This window comes from Acinetobacter sp. AKBS16, from assembly GCF_002899995.1.
In the GTDB taxonomy this organism is placed as follows: domain Bacteria; phylum Pseudomonadota; class Gammaproteobacteria; order Pseudomonadales; family Moraxellaceae; genus Acinetobacter; species Acinetobacter baumannii.
Genome location: NZ_POYH01000063.1, coordinates 1 through 16,630 on the forward strand (window position 1 = coordinate 1; position 16,630 = coordinate 16,630).

Annotated in this window: 16 protein-coding genes and 1 pseudogene; 15 read left to right on the forward strand and 2 right to left on the reverse strand. The window is 39.5% G+C overall.

The window, feature by feature from the left end; translation table 11 throughout:
- The 12 genes from C1642_RS11085 to C1642_RS11140 all read left to right on the forward strand — a co-directional run.
- Positions 1 to 904 (forward strand): MFS transporter (locus C1642_RS11085; RefSeq protein WP_103236343.1); only part of this gene is annotated, 904 nt, incomplete at its 5' end.
- Between the two features lie 15 nt (positions 905 to 919).
- Positions 920 to 1,333 carry a 4-carboxymuconolactone decarboxylase gene (gene pcaC / locus C1642_RS11090; RefSeq protein WP_000997505.1) on the forward strand — a complete coding sequence of 138 codons (414 nt, stop codon included), beginning with the start codon at positions 920 to 922 and terminating at the stop codon, positions 1,331 to 1,333.
- A 10-nt stretch (positions 1,334 to 1,343) separates the two neighbouring features.
- Positions 1,344 to 2,069, forward strand: coding sequence for a protocatechuate 3,4-dioxygenase subunit beta (pcaH, locus tag C1642_RS11095; RefSeq protein ID WP_000077913.1), 726 nt, complete (start codon positions 1,344 to 1,346; stop codon positions 2,067 to 2,069).
- Positions 2,070 to 2,083: 14 nt separating this feature from the next.
- Entirely contained in the window at positions 2,084 to 2,713 is a 630-nt protein-coding gene (gene pcaG / locus C1642_RS11100) for a protocatechuate 3,4-dioxygenase subunit alpha (protein WP_001067206.1), read from the forward strand.
- Between the two features lie 68 nt (positions 2,714 to 2,781).
- Positions 2,782 to 3,609, forward strand: a complete 828-nt coding sequence (gene aroD / locus C1642_RS11105; protein ID WP_001986093.1) for a type I 3-dehydroquinate dehydratase — start codon at positions 2,782 to 2,784, stop codon at positions 3,607 to 3,609.
- 19 nt (positions 3,610 to 3,628) lie between these two features.
- Complete coding sequence (locus C1642_RS11110) at positions 3,629 to 5,080, forward strand: NosD domain-containing protein (RefSeq protein WP_103236344.1); 1,452 nt, start codon at positions 3,629 to 3,631, stop codon at positions 5,078 to 5,080.
- A 59-nt stretch (positions 5,081 to 5,139) separates the two neighbouring features.
- Positions 5,140 to 6,459, forward strand: coding sequence for a carbohydrate porin (locus C1642_RS11115; RefSeq protein WP_103236345.1), 1,320 nt, complete (start codon positions 5,140 to 5,142; stop codon positions 6,457 to 6,459).
- An 82-nt stretch (positions 6,460 to 6,541) separates the two neighbouring features.
- Positions 6,542 to 8,968, forward strand: coding sequence for a glucose/quinate/shikimate family membrane-bound PQQ-dependent dehydrogenase (locus tag C1642_RS11120; RefSeq protein ID WP_103236346.1), 2,427 nt, complete (start codon positions 6,542 to 6,544; stop codon positions 8,966 to 8,968).
- Positions 8,969 to 9,598: 630 nt separating this feature from the next.
- The gene (locus C1642_RS11125) at positions 9,599 to 10,066 is read left to right on the forward strand and encodes a DUF6438 domain-containing protein (protein ID WP_001211835.1); all 468 of its coding nucleotides are present in this window, start codon (positions 9,599 to 9,601) and stop codon (positions 10,064 to 10,066) included.
- Positions 10,067 to 10,201: 135 nt separating this feature from the next.
- The gene (locus C1642_RS11130; RefSeq protein ID WP_000095339.1) at positions 10,202 to 10,615 is read left to right on the forward strand and encodes a YeeE/YedE family protein; all 414 of its coding nucleotides are present in this window, start codon (positions 10,202 to 10,204) and stop codon (positions 10,613 to 10,615) included.
- A gap of 4 nt (positions 10,616 to 10,619) precedes the next feature.
- A complete protein-coding gene (locus C1642_RS11135; RefSeq protein ID WP_103236347.1) occupies positions 10,620 to 11,033 on the forward strand; it encodes a DUF6691 family protein in 414 nt (137 codons plus the stop codon).
- 4 nt (positions 11,034 to 11,037) lie between these two features.
- Positions 11,038 to 11,904: an MBL fold metallo-hydrolase gene (locus tag C1642_RS11140; protein ID WP_002068148.1), complete on the forward strand. Its 867-nt coding sequence runs from the start codon at positions 11,038 to 11,040 to the stop codon at positions 11,902 to 11,904.
- A 92-nt stretch (positions 11,905 to 11,996) separates the two neighbouring features.
- Here the strand turns inward: C1642_RS11140 and pcaU are convergent, their stop codons facing one another.
- Both pcaU and C1642_RS11150 read right to left on the reverse strand, forming a co-directional pair.
- Positions 11,997 to 12,809: an IclR family transcriptional regulator PcaU gene (gene pcaU / locus C1642_RS11145; RefSeq protein WP_000030961.1), complete on the reverse strand. Its 813-nt coding sequence runs from the start codon at positions 12,807 to 12,809 to the stop codon at positions 11,997 to 11,999.
- Positions 12,810 to 12,851: 42 nt separating this feature from the next.
- Positions 12,852 to 13,772, reverse strand: coding sequence for a LysR family transcriptional regulator (locus C1642_RS11150; protein WP_103236348.1), 921 nt, complete (start codon positions 13,770 to 13,772; stop codon positions 12,852 to 12,854).
- An 88-nt stretch (positions 13,773 to 13,860) separates the two neighbouring features.
- Between C1642_RS11150 and C1642_RS11155 the strand changes: the two genes are divergently transcribed.
- The 3 genes and pseudogenes from C1642_RS11155 to C1642_RS19160 form a co-directional block, all read left to right on the forward strand.
- Positions 13,861 to 15,102 carry an acyl-CoA dehydrogenase family protein gene (locus tag C1642_RS11155; protein ID WP_031963529.1) on the forward strand — a complete coding sequence of 414 codons (1,242 nt, stop codon included), beginning with the start codon at positions 13,861 to 13,863 and terminating at the stop codon, positions 15,100 to 15,102.
- Positions 15,103 to 15,119: 17 nt separating this feature from the next.
- Positions 15,120 to 16,228, forward strand: a pseudogene (locus C1642_RS11160) (phosphotransferase family protein).
- A partial coding sequence (locus C1642_RS19160; protein ID WP_228153836.1) for a histidine phosphatase family protein occupies positions 16,225 to 16,630 on the forward strand: 406 nt, incomplete at its 3' end. The pseudogene C1642_RS11160 and the gene C1642_RS19160, both read left to right, overlap by 4 nt.

Sequence of the window (16,630 nt, forward strand, 5' to 3'; positions counted from 1 at the left end):
TCGCTCATTACTCGTGACATGTATGTTCTGTGGCTACAACTTGGGTATGGCTACAGGTGGTTTTATTAGCAGTTGGCTTATCCCGACCTACGGTTGGCATAGTTTATTTTTGCTCGGCGGCTGGTCACCTTTAATTTTAATGATTTTAGTGATTTTGGTGTTACCTGAGTCTTACCGCTTTTTAATTGTGAAAGGTAAGAATCCAGAAAAAGTACGCAAAATCTTAAATCATATTGCACCAGCACAGATTCAAAATGCGACAGCATTTCATGTACCTGAAGAAAAAACAGAAGTTGTTCAAAAGAAAAATGTCTTTGGAATTATGTTTTCTAAGCCATATGCCAAAGGTACGGTTTTGCTTTGGGTGACTTACTTCATGGGACTCGTGGTTGTTTACTTGCTAACAAGTTGGTTACCAACACTTATGCGTGAAACAGGTGCTTCGATGGAGCGCGCTGCATTTATTGGCGGTTTGTTCCAGTTCGGTGGAGTGGTGAGCGCATTGTTTATTGGTTGGGCAATGGACAAATTTAACCCGAACCGAGTCATCGCCATTTTCTACTTTGCCGCAGGTCTATTTGCAATTGCTGTCGGTCAAAGCTTAGGCAACTCAACCTTACTTGCAGTATTGGTGCTTTGTGCGGGTATCGCCATTAATGGTGCGCAATCTTCGATGCCGGCGTTAAGTGCACGCTTCTATCCAACTCAGTGCCGCGCAACTGGTGTGTCTTGGATGACGGGTATTGGGCGTTTTGGTGCGGTATTTGGTGCGTGGATTGGAGCTGTGTTACTCGGCAATGATTGGTCGTTTACCGCCATTCTTAGTTTATTACTCATTCCAGCGACCGCTGCTGCTGTTGCGGTATTTATTAAATCAATTGTTGCGCATACCGATGCAACTTAATAGAGGTCTATCACAATGAATGATGAACAACGCTATAAACAAGGCATTGAGGTGCGGACTGAAGTTTTGGGTGAAAAACATGTTGGTCGGTCTTTGCAGAACCTAAATGACTTTAACCAAGATTTCCAAAATTTTATTAGCCGTTATGCATGGGGTGAAGTGTGGTCTCGCCCAGGCTTACCACGTCATACCCGTAGTTTAGTGACTATCGCAATTTTATTGGCACTGGGCCGTGAAGATGAACTACGCATGCATTTACGTGCTTGTTTCAACAACGGTGTAACTAAAGAAGATTTAAAAGAGCTGATCTTACACAGTTCACTCTATGCGGGTTTACCTGCTGCAAACGCTGCAATGCATATGGCTGAAGAAGTCTTTAAAGAGTTGGGGATAGAAGTAAACCCAATTGCAGCGAAAGAACAGGATTAAGGAGATAAAGATGTCACAACATAGCTGGGGTGCTTACGCCCAACGTAATACAGATGATCATCCACCAGCGTATACGCCAGGTTATAAAACAAGTGTATTACGTTCGCCAAAAAATGCATTGATCTCAATTAATGAGACTTTAACAGAAGTCACTGCGCCGCATTTTTCTTCAAATCTGTTTGGCCCAAAAGATAACGATTTGATTTTGAACTATGCCAAAGATGGTTTGCCAATTGGTGAGCGTGTCATTGTTCATGGCTATGTTCGTGATCAATTTGGTCGTCCTGTAAAAAATGCACTTCTAGAAGTATGGCAAGCCAATGCTTCTGGTCGTTACCGCCATCCAAACGATAAGTTTATTGGTGCAATGGACCCTAACTTTGGTGGTTGTGGTCGTACCTTAACTGATGAAAACGGTTTTTATATTTTCCGTACCATTAAACCGGGTCCGTATCCATGGCGTAACCGTATTAATGAATGGCGTCCTGCCCATATTCATTTCTCTTTAATTGCTGATGGTTGGGCGCAGCGTCTGATTTCACAGTTTTATTTTGAGGGCGATACGCTCATTGATACTTGCCCGATCTTAAAAACGATTCCGTCTGAAGATCAACGCCGTGCCTTGATTGCACTAGAAGATAAAAACAACTTTATCGAAGCAGATAGCCGTTGTTACCGTTTTGACATCACTTTACGTGGCCGTCGAGCGACTTACTTCGAAAACGAATTGACTTAATCGGGAGCACGAGCATGAACAACTGGAATTTTCAGGAATTAAAAGAAACTCCATCTCAAACAGGTGGTCCTTACGTTCACATTGGTTTATTGCCACAACAGGCCGGTATTGAAGTTTTTGAAAACAACTTTAATAACCAGTTGGTTCAAGACCAAACCAAAGGTGAGCGTATTCGTCTTGAAGGTCAAGTGTTTGACGGATTAGGTTTACCGCTACGTGATGTACTCATTGAGATTTGGCAGGCCGATGCGAACGGTATTTATCCAAGTCAGGCAGATACGCGTGAGCAAAAAGCTGATCCTGCATTTCAGGGCTGGGGACGTACAGGTGCCGACTTTGAAACAGGCGTTTGGAGCTTTAATACAATTAAGCCAGGTGCAACAGCAGGCCGCAAAGGTTCAACTCAAGCACCTCATATTGCATTAGTGATTTTCGCTCGTGGTATCAACTTAGGGCTTCATACACGTGTTTATTTTGAAGATGAAGCAGAGGCAAATGCTAACGATCCAATTCTAAATAGCATTGAATGGGCCCCACGTCGCCAAACTCTTATTGCAAAACGTTTTGAAGAAAATGGTGAAGTTGTTTACCGCTTTGATATTCGTATTCAAGGCGATGACGAAACTGTATTTTTTGATATTTAAGAAACACCTAAGGCTACACCTGATTATTCAAGGATGCGTGTAGCCTTTTTAAGGATGAACATATGAACATGAAAACATTATTAAGCCTAAGTTTGCTTGCACTCCCATTTTTTACTGCACAAGTAAATGCTGAACCTGTTGCTTTAGCTGCTCAGACACAACCTGCTGCTACAGCCGTTAAAACGATTGTTCCGATTACCGCAAAAACTAAAGAACAAGCATTGGCACAAGCTCAAGTCATTGCAAATACAGCAGATGCTGATTTAGCAGAGTTCCGTATCGATTTATTAAGCTTTGCCAGCGATACAAAACAAGTCATTGCCTTAGGTCATGAGCTGAAAAAGATTTTAGGCAATAAGCCCATGATTGCCACTATTCGTACCAAAAACGAAGGGGGCCAGCTTGAAATTAGTGATGCTGATTATGGTAAGACTTATCAGGCTTATTTAAAGAATCCTTTCATGGACTGGTTAGATGTTGAAATGTTCCGTGATCAAAAAGTAGTTTCAGAAATTGTTCAAAAAGCACATCAAAAGAAAGTGCTCGTTGTCATGTCTAATCACGACTTCCAAAAAACACCAAGCCAAGATGAAATTGAAAAACGCTTGTTAAAACAAGATCAAATGGGCGCAGATGTTCTCAAAATTGCTGTAATGCCTAAATCTAAACAAGATGTCTTCACTTTAATGAACGCAACTTTAAAAGTAAGCCAGCAAACCACTAAGCCATTATTGACAATGTCGATGGGGCAATTAGGTACAATTTCTCGTGTTGCGACTGCCAATATGGGCGGAAGTTATAGCTTTGGCATGATTGGTCAGGCTTCTGCACCGGGTCAAATTGATGTGACCAAGCTCAAACAGATTTTACAAACCGTTCAACCAACAAACCCATAAATCATAAGGATATGATGAAATGACTACATTACGTTTAACTACTCTTGCATTAGGTTTGGTGGTTTCAGGAGTAGCGGCAGCACAAACTTATGTTGTTGACCGTTATCAAGACGATAGCAATAAAGGCTCTTTACGCTGGGCAATTGAACAAGCCAATGCAAACCCAAGCGAAGCTAGCGATATCTTGATTCAAGCAGTAGGCAAAGCGCCTTATGTGATTAAATTAAACAGCGCACTTCCTGAAATTAAAGCACCCGTCAAAATCATTGGTACTCAGTGGGATAAAACTGGCGAATACATCGCAATTGATGGTTCAAACTATATTAAAGGCGAAGGTGCAAAAGCTTGTCCAGGTGCAAACCCTGAGCAGTACGGTACCAATGTACGTACTATGACTTTACCGGGGTTGGTATTACGTGACGTCAACAATGTCACTTTAAAAGGTTTAGACATTCATCGCTTCTGTATTGGGGTATTGATTAACCGATCAAGCAATAACCTGATTCAACACAACCGTATTAGTAATAACTACGGTGGTGCTGGTGTCATGCTTACTGGCGATGATGGGCAAGGTAACCCAACTGCAACCACCACCAATAACAACAAAGTTTTAGACAACATTTTCCAAGACAATGGTGATGGCTTAGAACTGACACGTGGTGCAGCATTTAACTTAATTGCGAATAACCATTTTGTTTCAACCAAAGCAAACCCAGAACCATCACAAGGTATTGAAATTTTGTGGGGTAATGACAATGCTGTAGTTGGTAATAAATTCGAAAACTATTCAGATGGCTTACAGATTAACTGGGGCAAACGTAACTATATCGCCTATAACGAAATGACCAATAACTCGATTGGTTTTAACATGACGGGTGATGGCAACATTCTTGATAGCAATAAAGTACATGGTAACCGTATTGGTGTAGCCATTCGCTCTGAAAAAGACGCAAATGCAAGAATTACATTGACTAAAAACCTGATTTGGGACAATGGTAAAGATATTAAACGTTGTGAAGCAGGTGGTTCATGTGTACCAGATCAGCGTTTAGGGGCAATTGTATTTGGAGTACCCGCACTTGAGCATGAAGGGTTTGTTGGTTCTCGTGGTGGTGGTGTGGTGATTGAACCATCTAAGCTTCAAAAGACATGTACTCAGCCAAATCAACAGGACTGTAATGCTCAGCCGAATCAGGGTATTAAAGCTCCTAAGTTAACAGCGAATAAAGGTTCAGTTACAGTAGAAGTTAATGGCTTACCAAATCAACGCTATCAAGTTGAGTTTTTTGGCAACCAAAATGCAGCATCAAAAGAAGCTGAGCAATATTTAGGAACAATAACAGTAGCTACAGATGCCGAAGGTAAAGCAAAAGCCAATTGGAAACCAACAGTCAAAGTTGCCTCAATTACAGCAAATGTGACTGATCGCTTCGGTGCTACATCTGAGCTCGGGTTTGTGCAAGTTAAATAACAAAAAATAAAGCGCTTCAAAACAGGGGCGCATTTCAGAAAAGACAAAAGGGACTTGAAATGCCAAATGTAATGAAACTGAGTGTGCTAACAATTGCTGTATTGGGCAGCCAATTTGCACTTGCAAATGAGCCGTGGTCACAAGACCGTCAATGGTTGCTAGGCGACTGGAATGGAAAACGCCAGCAATTAGAGCAGCAGGGCTATAAATTTACGGCTTCTATTATGAGCCAAAGTGCCACAAATTTAGATGGTGGTTACAACGACAGCAATACTTTTGAAAATGCTGCACAACTTTCTTTAGGTGCCAACTTCGATTTAGAAAAAATTGCTGGTTGGAAAGATACAACAGCGAGCCTAGTCGTGACTAAACGTGACGGCAATGCATTAACTCTTGAGCGTATTAAAGACCCACGTTCTAGCCAATTGGGCAATGCTCAAGAAATTTATGGTCGCGGGAAAATTTGGCGTTTATCCCAAGCATGGGTGAAGAAGGGCTTTGTTGATAATACTGTACAGGTCAAATTTGGTCGTATGGGAATGTCAGAGGACTTCAATAGTTCTCAATGTGAGTTTCAGAACTTATTGCTTTGTGGTGGACAGTTAGGAAAATCAATTGGTTCAATTTGGTATAACTCACCAGTTGGTGTTTGGGCTGCAAATGTTAAATATCAGTTTGCACCTGAGTGGACTTTAGGTGTTGGCGTGTATGAGGTCAATCCAGACAATATTAAAACCGAATCAAACAGTGATGGTTTTAATCTGGATATGAATAACGTCAAGGGCGCTACCATACCAGTTGAACTTGCATGGAAACCAAAACTTGCTGCTTTTAATGGTTTACCGGGTGAATATAAAGTAGGTGCGCTGTACTCAACCGCAGAAGCAAATGATATTAAAACTGCGGGTAAAGTGCATGACGGAAAACAAAGCTTCTGGATTAATGCACAGCAACAACTTAGCCATGCCGGCCAAGATCCGAAACGCGGTTTATATGTAAGTTTTAATGGCGTTGTAAATGATAAAGCAACGACATTTGTTCAAAGTACACAACAACTTGCTCTTTGGTATAAGGGACCGTTTGATAGCCGTCCAAATGATTCGATTGGTTTTGGTATTGCCAATTATGTAGTCAATGATCGTGCTAAAGATAAACAGATCGCGACAAACGAAAGCCGCGGATACTATAGCTATGATCCGATTGCATCTGACTATATTCCAATTCAAGACGACGAGTTAAATGTCGAGTTGAACTATACCTATCAATGGTCTCCGGCCGTCATGTTACGTCCAAACATTCAATATATCCATCAACCTGCTGGTGTGAAAGAAGTCGATGATGCTTGGGTGGCAGGCCTGAGTGTAAAAGTTAATTTTTAATAATATTGATGGCTGGTTAGACATAGTTTAACTGGCCCAAATGCTTGAACTATTCGGGTTCAGTATATGTGGAGTAGGATCTATGTCTGAGTCAGATTCTAAGTTTCATATCTTATTCAAAATATGGTGTTTTATTTTAGGTTTAGCTTTATTGGCTACTGGTATTTTTTATATCGTGGGCGGTGGAAAGCTAGTATCTCTCGGTGGTTCTTGGTATTTCCTTATCTCAGGACTGTTTATAACCATTTCAGCAATTAGCATTTTCCGAAAAAAAGCGCTGGGCGTCTGGATTTTTGGGGCTGTTTTTGTTGGTACCGTAATTTGGTCACTCATTGATGCTGGATGGGAATTTTGGCCGTTATTCTCGCGCTTAATGTTTCCTGCTGGTCTTTTTGCTGCGTTGTTATTTACCTTACCTTCAATTCGACGCTACCAATTTCAAACTAGTTTGGCATCTTCAGCCTATGCAGTAGGTGGCTTAGTTGTTGTGGGTATGTTGATTGCGCTCTATCAAATGTTCCAACCGCATCCAACAGTCGCAGGTTCAGGTGAAAAACTACCTTTAGTACCAGTTGACCCTGCAAAAAAACAGGTGAATTGGGAAAATTATGGTAATGATGCGGGTGGTAGTCGCTTTGTTGCTCTCGACCAAATTAACCGAGATAACGTTCATAAACTAAAAGAAGCATGGCGCTTTAGAACAGGTGATTTTACAACGGGTAGCGGTAATGGTGCCGAAGACCAAATGACCCCGCTACAAGTTGGAAATAAAGTCTTTTTATGTACGCCACATAACAACATTTTTGCAATAGATGCCGACTCGGGCAAACAACTCTGGAAAGCTGAGGTGAACTCAAAAGCCGATGCTTGGGAACGCTGCCGTGGTGTTGCATACTTCGATTCAACTAAACCACTGGTGCAACCAACTTTAGCTGGTGCAACTGTCAATACTGTTGCGAGCAACACAGCCTGTCCACGCCGTGTATATACCAATACGCCAGATGGTCGTTTAATTGCAGTCAATGCAGATAATGGTCAGCGCTGTGCGGACTTTGGTGTAAATGGAACGGTTGATCTACTCGAAGGCCTAGGCGGTGGGACTAAGGCTCCACGTTTTGAAGTGACTTCTGCACCGACTATTGCCGGAACAACTATTGTGGTGGGTAGCCGTATTGCCGACAACGTGGCAGCAGATATGCCGGGTGGTGTAATACGTGGTTATGACGTGATTACGGGTAAACTTCGCTGGGCATTTGACCCGCGTAATCCAAACCCTAACTATGTTCTTAAACCGGGTGAAACCTATAAACGTAGTTCGGCAAACTCTTGGGCTGCAATGTCATATGATCCACAAATGAATACAGTGTTCCTACCGATGGGTAGTTCATCTGTCGACATTTGGGGTGGTAACCGTAATCCGTTAGATCACAAATACAATACTTCTGTTTTGGCACTTGATGCGACAACGGGTAAAGAAAAGTGGGTATATCAAACTGTTCATAATGATTTATGGGACTTTGACTTACCAATGCAACCAAGTCTAGTCGACTTTCCATTAAAAGATGGTACGACTAAGCCAGCTGTTGTGATTGGAACCAAATCAGGCCAATTCTTCGTTCTTGACCGCGTAACAGGTAAACCACTGACTAAAGTAATTGAACAGCCAGTGAAAGCAGCAAATATTCCGGGTGAGCTATACAGTTTAACTCAACCACGCTCTGTTGAAATGCCTCAAATTGGTAATCAGACTTTAACTGAGTCAGATATGTGGGGTGCAACGCCGTTTGATCAGCTCATGTGCCGTATTAACTTTAAGTCAATGCGTTACGAAGGTTTATTTACTGCACCAGGTACTGATGTTTCATTAAGCTTCCCTGGTTCTTTAGGTGGCATGAATTGGGGTAGTATTGCTTTTGACCCGACACATCGTTACATGTTCGTAAACGATATGCGTCTTGGTTTATGGGTTCAACTCATTAAACAAACACCTGAAGATATTAAGATTCAGGCGAGTGGTGGCGAAAAAGTAAATACAGGTATGGGTGCTGTACCAATGAAAGGTACACCATATAAAGTGAATAAAAACCGCTTTATGTCTGCTTTAAGTATTCCTTGTCAAAAACCACCATTTGGTACCATGACGGCAATTGACATGAAAACTCGTCAGGTGGCATGGCAAGTACCACTTGGTACAGTTGAGGACACTGGACCACTTGGTATTAAGATGGGCTTGAAAGCACCGATTGGTATGCCAACTATTGGTGGGCCAATGGCAACTCAAGGTGGTTTAGTTTTCTTTGCTGCAACTCAAGATTATTACTTGCGTGCTTTTGATTCATCTACAGGTAAAGAGCTGTGGAAGTCACGTATGCCAGTAGGTAGTCAGGGAACTCCAATTAGCTATGTTTCACCTAAAACAGGTAAACAATATGTAGTGGTTACCGCGGGTGGTGCACGACAGTCCCCAGACCATGGTGATTATGTGATCGCATATAGTTTAGAGAAATAATGAAAGAGGGCAAAAGGTTAAATTTTCTTTTGCCCTTATTTTTTTAATATCTTTTTTCTATTAAAGTATTTGCGTAAATTCTGTAATTTTAGTGAGATAGCTTTACCAAATAGTAAAAAAGTGCTTGAAGTTATTGCTAAACTTAAAATATTCCTATAATTGATTCATACTGAACACTAGATATAGCCGAACTATTAAGCATTTTTTTATAATGTTTTACCTATAAATAAAATTTTAAAATTTATTAAGTTTTGTTTAACTTAAAGTTGTGAATTTTAATTAAAAATAAACATTATTGAGTTTTTAACTATAAAAAACAGGTTTTTTTTGTTGGAAAAACGAGCGTAAATATATACTTATATTATATTTAAATAATGTATTGCATTAAGATAGAATGGTCGGCGCAGGTTATTACTACCCAGTAATAATTTGTATTTCAGGAATTTAAGCTTTAATTGGCTTAAGGCTCATCGAATGATGGGCCTTTTTTTATGTGCTTTATATTTTAATTTTCTTGATAACTAAAAATAGCCTAAGTAATAGCAAATAATACTATGAAAAATGAGTCTTTAATGACAATTTGCATATGATTTGTTAGATTAATGCCACTTGATAATAATAGGTGATGTAATGAGATTTTTAGTTCTTGCAACTTTATCCGGTTTGGCTTTAATGGGTTGTGCTTCTGTTCAACAAGCACCTAATACACAAGAAACCATTCGTTATGCTTCTAGTCCATGTTTCGGCGCATGCCCAATTTACTCAGTAGAAGTAACACCTACAGGTTTAATTCGTTTTGAAGGTAAGCAATATACAAAAGCAATTGGCGTTAAAGAAATTCAAGGTAGCGTAAAAGATTATCAAAAACTTGCTGATGAATTAAAAACTTATCGTCCGCAAACAGGAACCCAATCTAAAACTGCAGGTTGTCAGCAAACTGCGACCGATATGCCTAGCTATTACATCACCTGGATTCAACCAAATGGTACAGAAACAAAATTAAGCCATTACACAGGTTGTATCTCTCCAGCAAATAATAGATTAAATAAAGTTATGGAAAAGTTACCTGAACAATTAGGCATTAAAGATCTAATTTAATGATAAAAGCCCCAAAATCTTGGGGCTTTTTCTTTTTAAGAAGAATTATAAACTCAAAAGTTTTATATTAAGTATTTCTAAAAGAATCAGCGTATAATACAGATTATAAAAACATATATTGTTAAGAGTGCTTATATGTCAAGTATTGTCTATGCCTTTGTGGGTGGTTTATTACTCGGTATCGCAACAGTTGGGTATTTATATATAAATGGTCGTATAGCTGGAATTAGTGGTTTGCTTGCCCAATTCATTAGCCCATCTAGAGATATATTTAAAAGTTCTGCATTCTGGTTCATTGCAGGACTCGTGATTACACCTTTCATATATGGTTATTTCTATCAGCCTGAAATCGAAATTAAAGCCAATTCATTTGTACTTATTCTGGCAGGGCTACTTGTTGGTTTTGGTACACGACTTGGATCAGGCTGTACAAGTGGGCATGGTATTTGTGGAATGAGCAGGCTATCAAAACGCTCAATAATAGCGACCGCAGTTTTTATGTTTGCTGGCATGCTGACTGTTTATATCATTCGCCATGTGCTGGGGTAATCTTATGAAAAATATCTTTGCTTTTATATTTGGTGGTTTGTTTTCATTGGGGTTAATGATTTCTGGTATGTCTAACCCTGCAAAGGTTTTAGGGTTTCTAGATATTTTTGGACAATGGGATATTAGCTTAATGTTTGTGATGCTAGGTGCTATTGCTGTGGCATTTATTCCGTTTCAAAGGGCTATTAAAAAACCAAAAACGATTTTTAATGAACAAATTCAATTACCAACAAATACACAGATTGACCAAAGGTTAATTGTAGGCGCTTGTATTTTCGGTATAGGCTGGGGAATAGCAGGCATATGTCCAGCGCCCGCTTTAACTCTTATTGGATTAGGACATTTTGAAGCGCTTTATTTTATTGTGGCTATGTTAGTAGGAATGTTTATTTTCCGAATTTTAAATAAAGGAAATTAAAGCTATGCAACAACCTCTAGTGAAAGATTTTTTTGATGAAAATACCAATACTTTTAGCTATGTTGTTGCAGATTTAGCGACTCTTCAATGCGCTATTATTGATAGCGTGCTTGATTACGATGCCGCATCGGCCACTACAAAAACAACTAATGCTGATCTGATCGTCGATTATGTCTTGGCGCAAAATTTCAAAGTGCAATGGATTTTAGAAACCCATGTACATGCGGACCATATGACTGCTGCCCAATATTTAAAATCTAAATTAGGCGGTACAATTGCGATTAGTCAAAAAATCTCGGTAGTACAAGAAACATTTTCGGCTATTTATAATTTTGATTTTAAGAAATTCAATGAAAATCAGCCTTTTGATTATTTATTTGGAGATTATGAACATTTCAAAATAGGGGAGGTAGAAGCCTATAACATTCCTACACCAGGGCATACACCTGCTTGCTTAAGCTATGTGATTGGTAATGCTGTTTTTGTAGGTGATACTTTATTTATGCCCGATTATGGTTCGGCCAGATGCGACTTTCCTAAAGGAAGTGCTGCTGAGCTTTATGATTCGGTACAAAAACTTTATACACTTCCTGACGACATGCGTATGTTCTTATGCCATGACTATAAGCCCGAAGGTCGTGATGAATATATCTGTCAAACAGATATAAAAACTCAAAAGCAAAGCAATATCCATTTAAATCGACGAGTTTCCAAAGAATCATTCATAAAAATGCGTCAAGAAAGAGATGCTACTTTGGCAATGCCAAAATTAATTCTGCCTTCAATTCAAATTAATATGAACGGTGGAAATTTTCCGGAACCTGAAGCGAATGGCATCCGCTATTTAAAAATCCCATTTAATTACTTTTAGAAATAGCCTAAGCATACATTCTGATCATTTTATTTAACCAAATAGCCTAAGCAAAAATAAAATTAATCTTATGGAAATAGCCTAAGCAAGATTTAAAGAACTTGTCTTAAATCCCGCGCAGTCTCTTGCAATAGCGGCAAAATATGTTGAATTAAATATTCTTCAGTTGTTCTCATGGTTGGAGAAACAATGTTTAAGGCAGCAACCACTTTAAAATCTTGTCCATAAATCGGTACGGCGAGCGCATGGACACCTAATTCGTGCTCTTCACGTGAATAACACCAATCTTGTTCTCGGATTTCTTTTAGTAACTCTAAAAATTTATCATTTTCGACATGCGTATATTTAGTTAAACGCTGAAGCGGATATTTTTGGAGCCAGTCCAATTGTTCTTCTTGGCTTAAATGTGCCAGTAAAATTTTACCCGCTGAAGTTGCATGAGCAGGTAAGCGATTACCCAAGTGCAAACCATATGGATTTACACGGTCAGTTTGTTGGTGGGCAGCACTACGGGCAATCGTAATGGCTTCATAACCATCAAGTACCATCACCGAATAAATGAGAGAGGTTTGGTTAGTTAGAAGATTTAATAAAGGTTGAGATACTTTTGGAAGCTGAGCTGCACCTAAATAAGCTCCTGAAAATTTGAGTACTTTAGGGGTTAAATAGTAATAGTGGCCATCTGACTCAAGATACCCTAAATATTCTAAAGTTAATAAATGGCGTCTTGCTGCCGCTCGGGTGAGCCCAGTTTTTTCAGCAGCCATAGAAATGTTTAAACGATGTTGATTACTACTAAAGCTATCTAAAATCGCCATGCCTTTACCAATGCCAGCAATGTAATCTTCATGACGAATCGTTTTTTTGTTGTCCTGATTCTGGATTATCCGTTCATCTTTACTCATCACTGGTCCTTGTACGATAGAAGCTTAGTAGATCAATTTGCTTTACTGAAAAAGTTTAATAATTTCATGTCGCAAAAATTGATGCCTTAAATTATCCCTTAAATCTTCGTGCCAAAACATACCCATTTTTATATTGGTTATCTCAAAAGGTAGAGAATGTAACCGAATTTCAGGGCTATAAGATAAATGCTGCAAAATCATATGGGGCATGGTAAGTATTGCGTCGACTTGGGCTCCTAAAACTTGTAACGCCGTTGAGTAGTTTTGACAGCGCATAAATACATTTCTTGAAATTTTTTGGTGTTGGTTTAAATAAATATCTTCAAGTAAAGCGCCTGTACGGCGTGATGAAACACCAATGTGTCGTCCATTAATATAACTAGCTAAATCGACTTCTTTAAGTTGGCTGCAAATAACGAACTCATCTGTGACCAAATGATCAAAGGTAATTTTTGGAGATAAGTATTGTTCTAGATCAATCACGAAATCGAGCTGTTGTGTCGCCAAGTCCGCCATAATATGTTTTCGATCGAGCTTCATACTGACAAACTGCAAATCTAAATTAAGATTTTGAAAATGTTGAGCCAATCTTGGAAGAATAATTGGCTCAATTTCGTCATGCACGGCAATTTTTAAGCTTTTTAAACTTGTTGGGTCGAACACATGTCTCTGTTGGCTAATATTTTGGATGGTTAAAAGTGCTTGCTTAACAGTTGGATAAATCTGTTCTGCAAAAGGCGTTGCAGACATTTTATTACCTACACGTATAAATACATCATCTTCAAGTTGTTGACGTAAACGCTGCAAAGCATGACTTGCTGCTGACTGCGTAATATTGAGACTACTTGCCGCATTTGAAATACTTTTTTGCTCATAAATCGCGATAAAAAGCGGATATAAATTAATATCAATTCGGTGAAAAAAACTTAAGTCTAGACCATGTAGATTATGAATATTATTCATGACACGTTATTTAATAAAATCATTTCATTCATATTAAGTTTCAAGTTATGTTGATGTAAAGACCAGATAATGATGTAAAGGAAAAAGAATGTTTGAACTCTCCAAGAAAGCTCAAGATTTTGCTGAGCGAACTAAAAAATTTATTTTAGAAGAAATAGAACCTGTCGAAGCAAAATTTTGGGAAGAAGTTCATGAGTTAAATCCAGATGGAAACTGGAAAAAATGGCAGTGGCCCGAACTTTTAGAAACTCTAAAATCTAAAGCCAAACAGGCAGGTCTTTGGAATATGTTTTTACCCGATGAAAAACTCGGTGCAGGGTTAACTGTTCAAGAATATGCGCATATTGCTGAATTAACTGGTCGTAGTTTATTAGCACCAACCGTTTTTAACTGTAATGCACCAGATACGGGAAATATGGAAGTGTTATGGCGCTATGGCAGTGAACAGCAAAAACAGCAATGGTTAGAGCCTTTATTGGACGGAAAAATTCGTTCGGTTTTTTGCATGACTGAACCTGATGTTGCGTCAAGCGATGCAACCAACATGCAAGCAACTGCACTCATTGACGGTAATGAAATTGTTTTAAATGGCAAAAAATGGTGGTCGTCTGGTTTAGGTGATCCAAATGCTAAAGTCATTATTTTTATGGCCCATACTCCAGATGAAACTAAAGACCGCCACCATCAACACTCTATGGTTTTAGTACCGATTGATACGGCGGGTGTCGAAATTCAACGTATGTTACCTGTGTTTGGTGACTACGATGCGCCACATGGACACGGTGAAGTTCACTTTAATAATGTTCGAGTGCCTATTGAAAACTTTATTGGTGGAGCGGGGCAAGGTTTTGAAATTGCACAAGGTCGTTTAGGGCCGGGGCGTATTCACCATTGTATGCGCTGTATCGGAGCTGCTGAAAAAGCACTAGAGCTTATGATTGATAGAGGTATGTCTAGAACTGCGTTTGGCAAAGAAATTCTAAAACTCGGTGGAAACCTAGAGCGTGTAGCCGATGCTCGAGTAGCCATAGATCAAGCCAGACTTTTAACCTTGTATGCTGCTTATAAAATGGATACTTTAGGAAACATGGCCGCTTTAACAGAAATATCTGCAATTAAAGTAGTCGCTCCAAGCGTATTAGAAAAAGTAGTCGACATGGCAATTCAGCTACATGGCGGTGCAGGCGTTTCAAGAGATACGCCATTAACAGGTTTCTTTGCCCAAGCACGCAGTTTACGTTTAGCTGATGGTCCGGATGAAGTACATAAAGGCATGATTGCCAAATTAGAGTTGGCCAAACGTGGTTATGGTCGTCATAAGAAAGTATAAGTTTAAAGGAAGTGAATATGTCGGTAATTGATGTAGGCGGTGAAGTACGTGATGGTGAAGAACTTGATATTGGGGCAGTTGAAAACTGGTTAAAAAACCAAGGTGTTGAGCTAGTTGGTTCAGCAGTGGTTACTCAATATACGGGCGGACTTATCGTTTAAAGTATGAAAATACGGATTTAATTTTACGACGTCCACCAAAAGGAACAAAAGCCAAGTCAGCCCACGATATGGCCCGTGAATATATGGTGCAGAAAAACCTTGCACCTTATTATCCCGTTCTTCCTAAAATGGTAGCGCTTTGTCAGGATGAAACCGTTATTGGCTGTGATTTTTATGTCATGGAACGCATTGAAGGCATTATTCCTCGTGCGAAATTACCGCCTGAGCTTGGCTTTACTGAAGAAGATGTTCATGAGCTTTGTGTAAACGTTATTGATAAGTTGATCGAGCTACATCAAGTTCCTTATGAGAACACGCCTTTAGCTGAACTTGGCAAAGGTACAGGGTATTGCCGTAGACAAGTTGAAGGTTGGGATAAGCGCTATGAGAAAGTCCGCACAATCAATGTTCCTTCATTTAAATATGTCCGAAAATGGCTAAACGATAATATCCCTCAAGACTCTACGACTTGTATTATTCACAATGATTGGCGTTTTGATAATGTGATTTTAGATCCAGAGCATCCAACTGAAGTGATTGGGGTGTTGGATTGGGAAATGGCGACCTTGGGTGATCCATTAATGGATTTGGGCAGTGCTTTGGCCTATTGGGTTGAGCCTACGGATAATATGATTTTTAGATCGACACGTCGTCAGCCTACTCACTTAAAGGGAATGTTCTCTCGCAAAGAAGTTGTTGACTATTATTTGCAAAAAACTGGTCTGGAGCCTCAAAACTGGACTTTTTATGAAGTGTTTGGTGTATTCCGTTTAGCAGTGATTGCCCAGCAAATCTATTATCGTTATTACCATAAACAAACCCGAAACCCTGCTTTTAAAGATTTCTGGATTGTCATTCATGCACTACATATCAGAGCTTTAAAACTTATTGCCCAGCAAAAATTGCAAGAATCGGAATTTGCTCAGCAATCTCTACAGAAAATACAGGGTATTTTAAGAAGATGACCACAATTTATCTGGTAAGGCATGGACAGGCATCATTTGGTAAAAGTAACTATGATGAGTTGTCTGAAAATGGTGAGGCTCAGGCGACTTTGTTAGGTCGTTATTTTAAGCAAATATTGAAAGAACAACCTTATGTGGTTGCTGGAACTATGCAGCGCCATGAACAAACTGCACAGCTTGCACTAAAAGAATGTTTTCCAGATGCAGTAATTCATCATAATAATTTATGGAATGAGTTTAACCATCAACAGGTTTTTGCCCGTTATGAGCCGCGTTTTGAACAGCCTGAACTGTTAAAAGCCGATGTCGCAAAAGAGCATAACCCTCGCGCGTATCTTGCCAAAATCTTTGAGGGTGCGATTGAACGATGGACCGATGGGGATTTTCATCATGAATATGATG

Excerpts from the sequence above, each read along its gene's own strand:
- pcaG (WP_001067206.1), top strand. The coding sequence starts at position 2,084 with ATGAACAACTGGAATTTTCAGGAATTAAAAGAAACTCCATCTCAAACA.
- C1642_RS11110 (WP_103236344.1), top strand. The coding sequence starts at position 3,629 with ATGACTACATTACGTTTAACTACTCTTGCATTAGGTTTGGTGGTTTCA.
- C1642_RS11140 (WP_002068148.1), top strand. The coding sequence starts at position 11,038 with ATGCAACAACCTCTAGTGAAAGATTTTTTTGATGAAAATACCAATACT.
- pcaU (WP_000030961.1), bottom strand. The coding sequence starts at position 12,809 with ATGAGTAAAGATGAACGGATAATCCAGAATCAGGACAACAAAAAAACG.
- pcaC (WP_000997505.1), top strand. The coding sequence starts at position 920 with ATGAATGATGAACAACGCTATAAACAAGGCATTGAGGTGCGGACTGAA.
- aroD (WP_001986093.1), top strand. The coding sequence starts at position 2,782 with ATGAAAACATTATTAAGCCTAAGTTTGCTTGCACTCCCATTTTTTACT.
- C1642_RS11155 (WP_031963529.1), top strand. The coding sequence starts at position 13,861 with ATGTTTGAACTCTCCAAGAAAGCTCAAGATTTTGCTGAGCGAACTAAA.
- C1642_RS11135 (WP_103236347.1), top strand. The coding sequence starts at position 10,620 with ATGAAAAATATCTTTGCTTTTATATTTGGTGGTTTGTTTTCATTGGGG.
- pcaH (WP_000077913.1), top strand. The coding sequence starts at position 1,344 with ATGTCACAACATAGCTGGGGTGCTTACGCCCAACGTAATACAGATGAT.
- C1642_RS11125 (WP_001211835.1), top strand. The coding sequence starts at position 9,599 with ATGAGATTTTTAGTTCTTGCAACTTTATCCGGTTTGGCTTTAATGGGT.
- C1642_RS11130 (WP_000095339.1), top strand. The coding sequence starts at position 10,202 with ATGTCAAGTATTGTCTATGCCTTTGTGGGTGGTTTATTACTCGGTATC.
- C1642_RS11115 (WP_103236345.1), top strand. The coding sequence starts at position 5,140 with ATGCCAAATGTAATGAAACTGAGTGTGCTAACAATTGCTGTATTGGGC.
- C1642_RS11150 (WP_103236348.1), bottom strand. The coding sequence starts at position 13,772 with ATGAATAATATTCATAATCTACATGGTCTAGACTTAAGTTTTTTTCAC.
- C1642_RS11120 (WP_103236346.1), top strand. The coding sequence starts at position 6,542 with ATGTCTGAGTCAGATTCTAAGTTTCATATCTTATTCAAAATATGGTGT.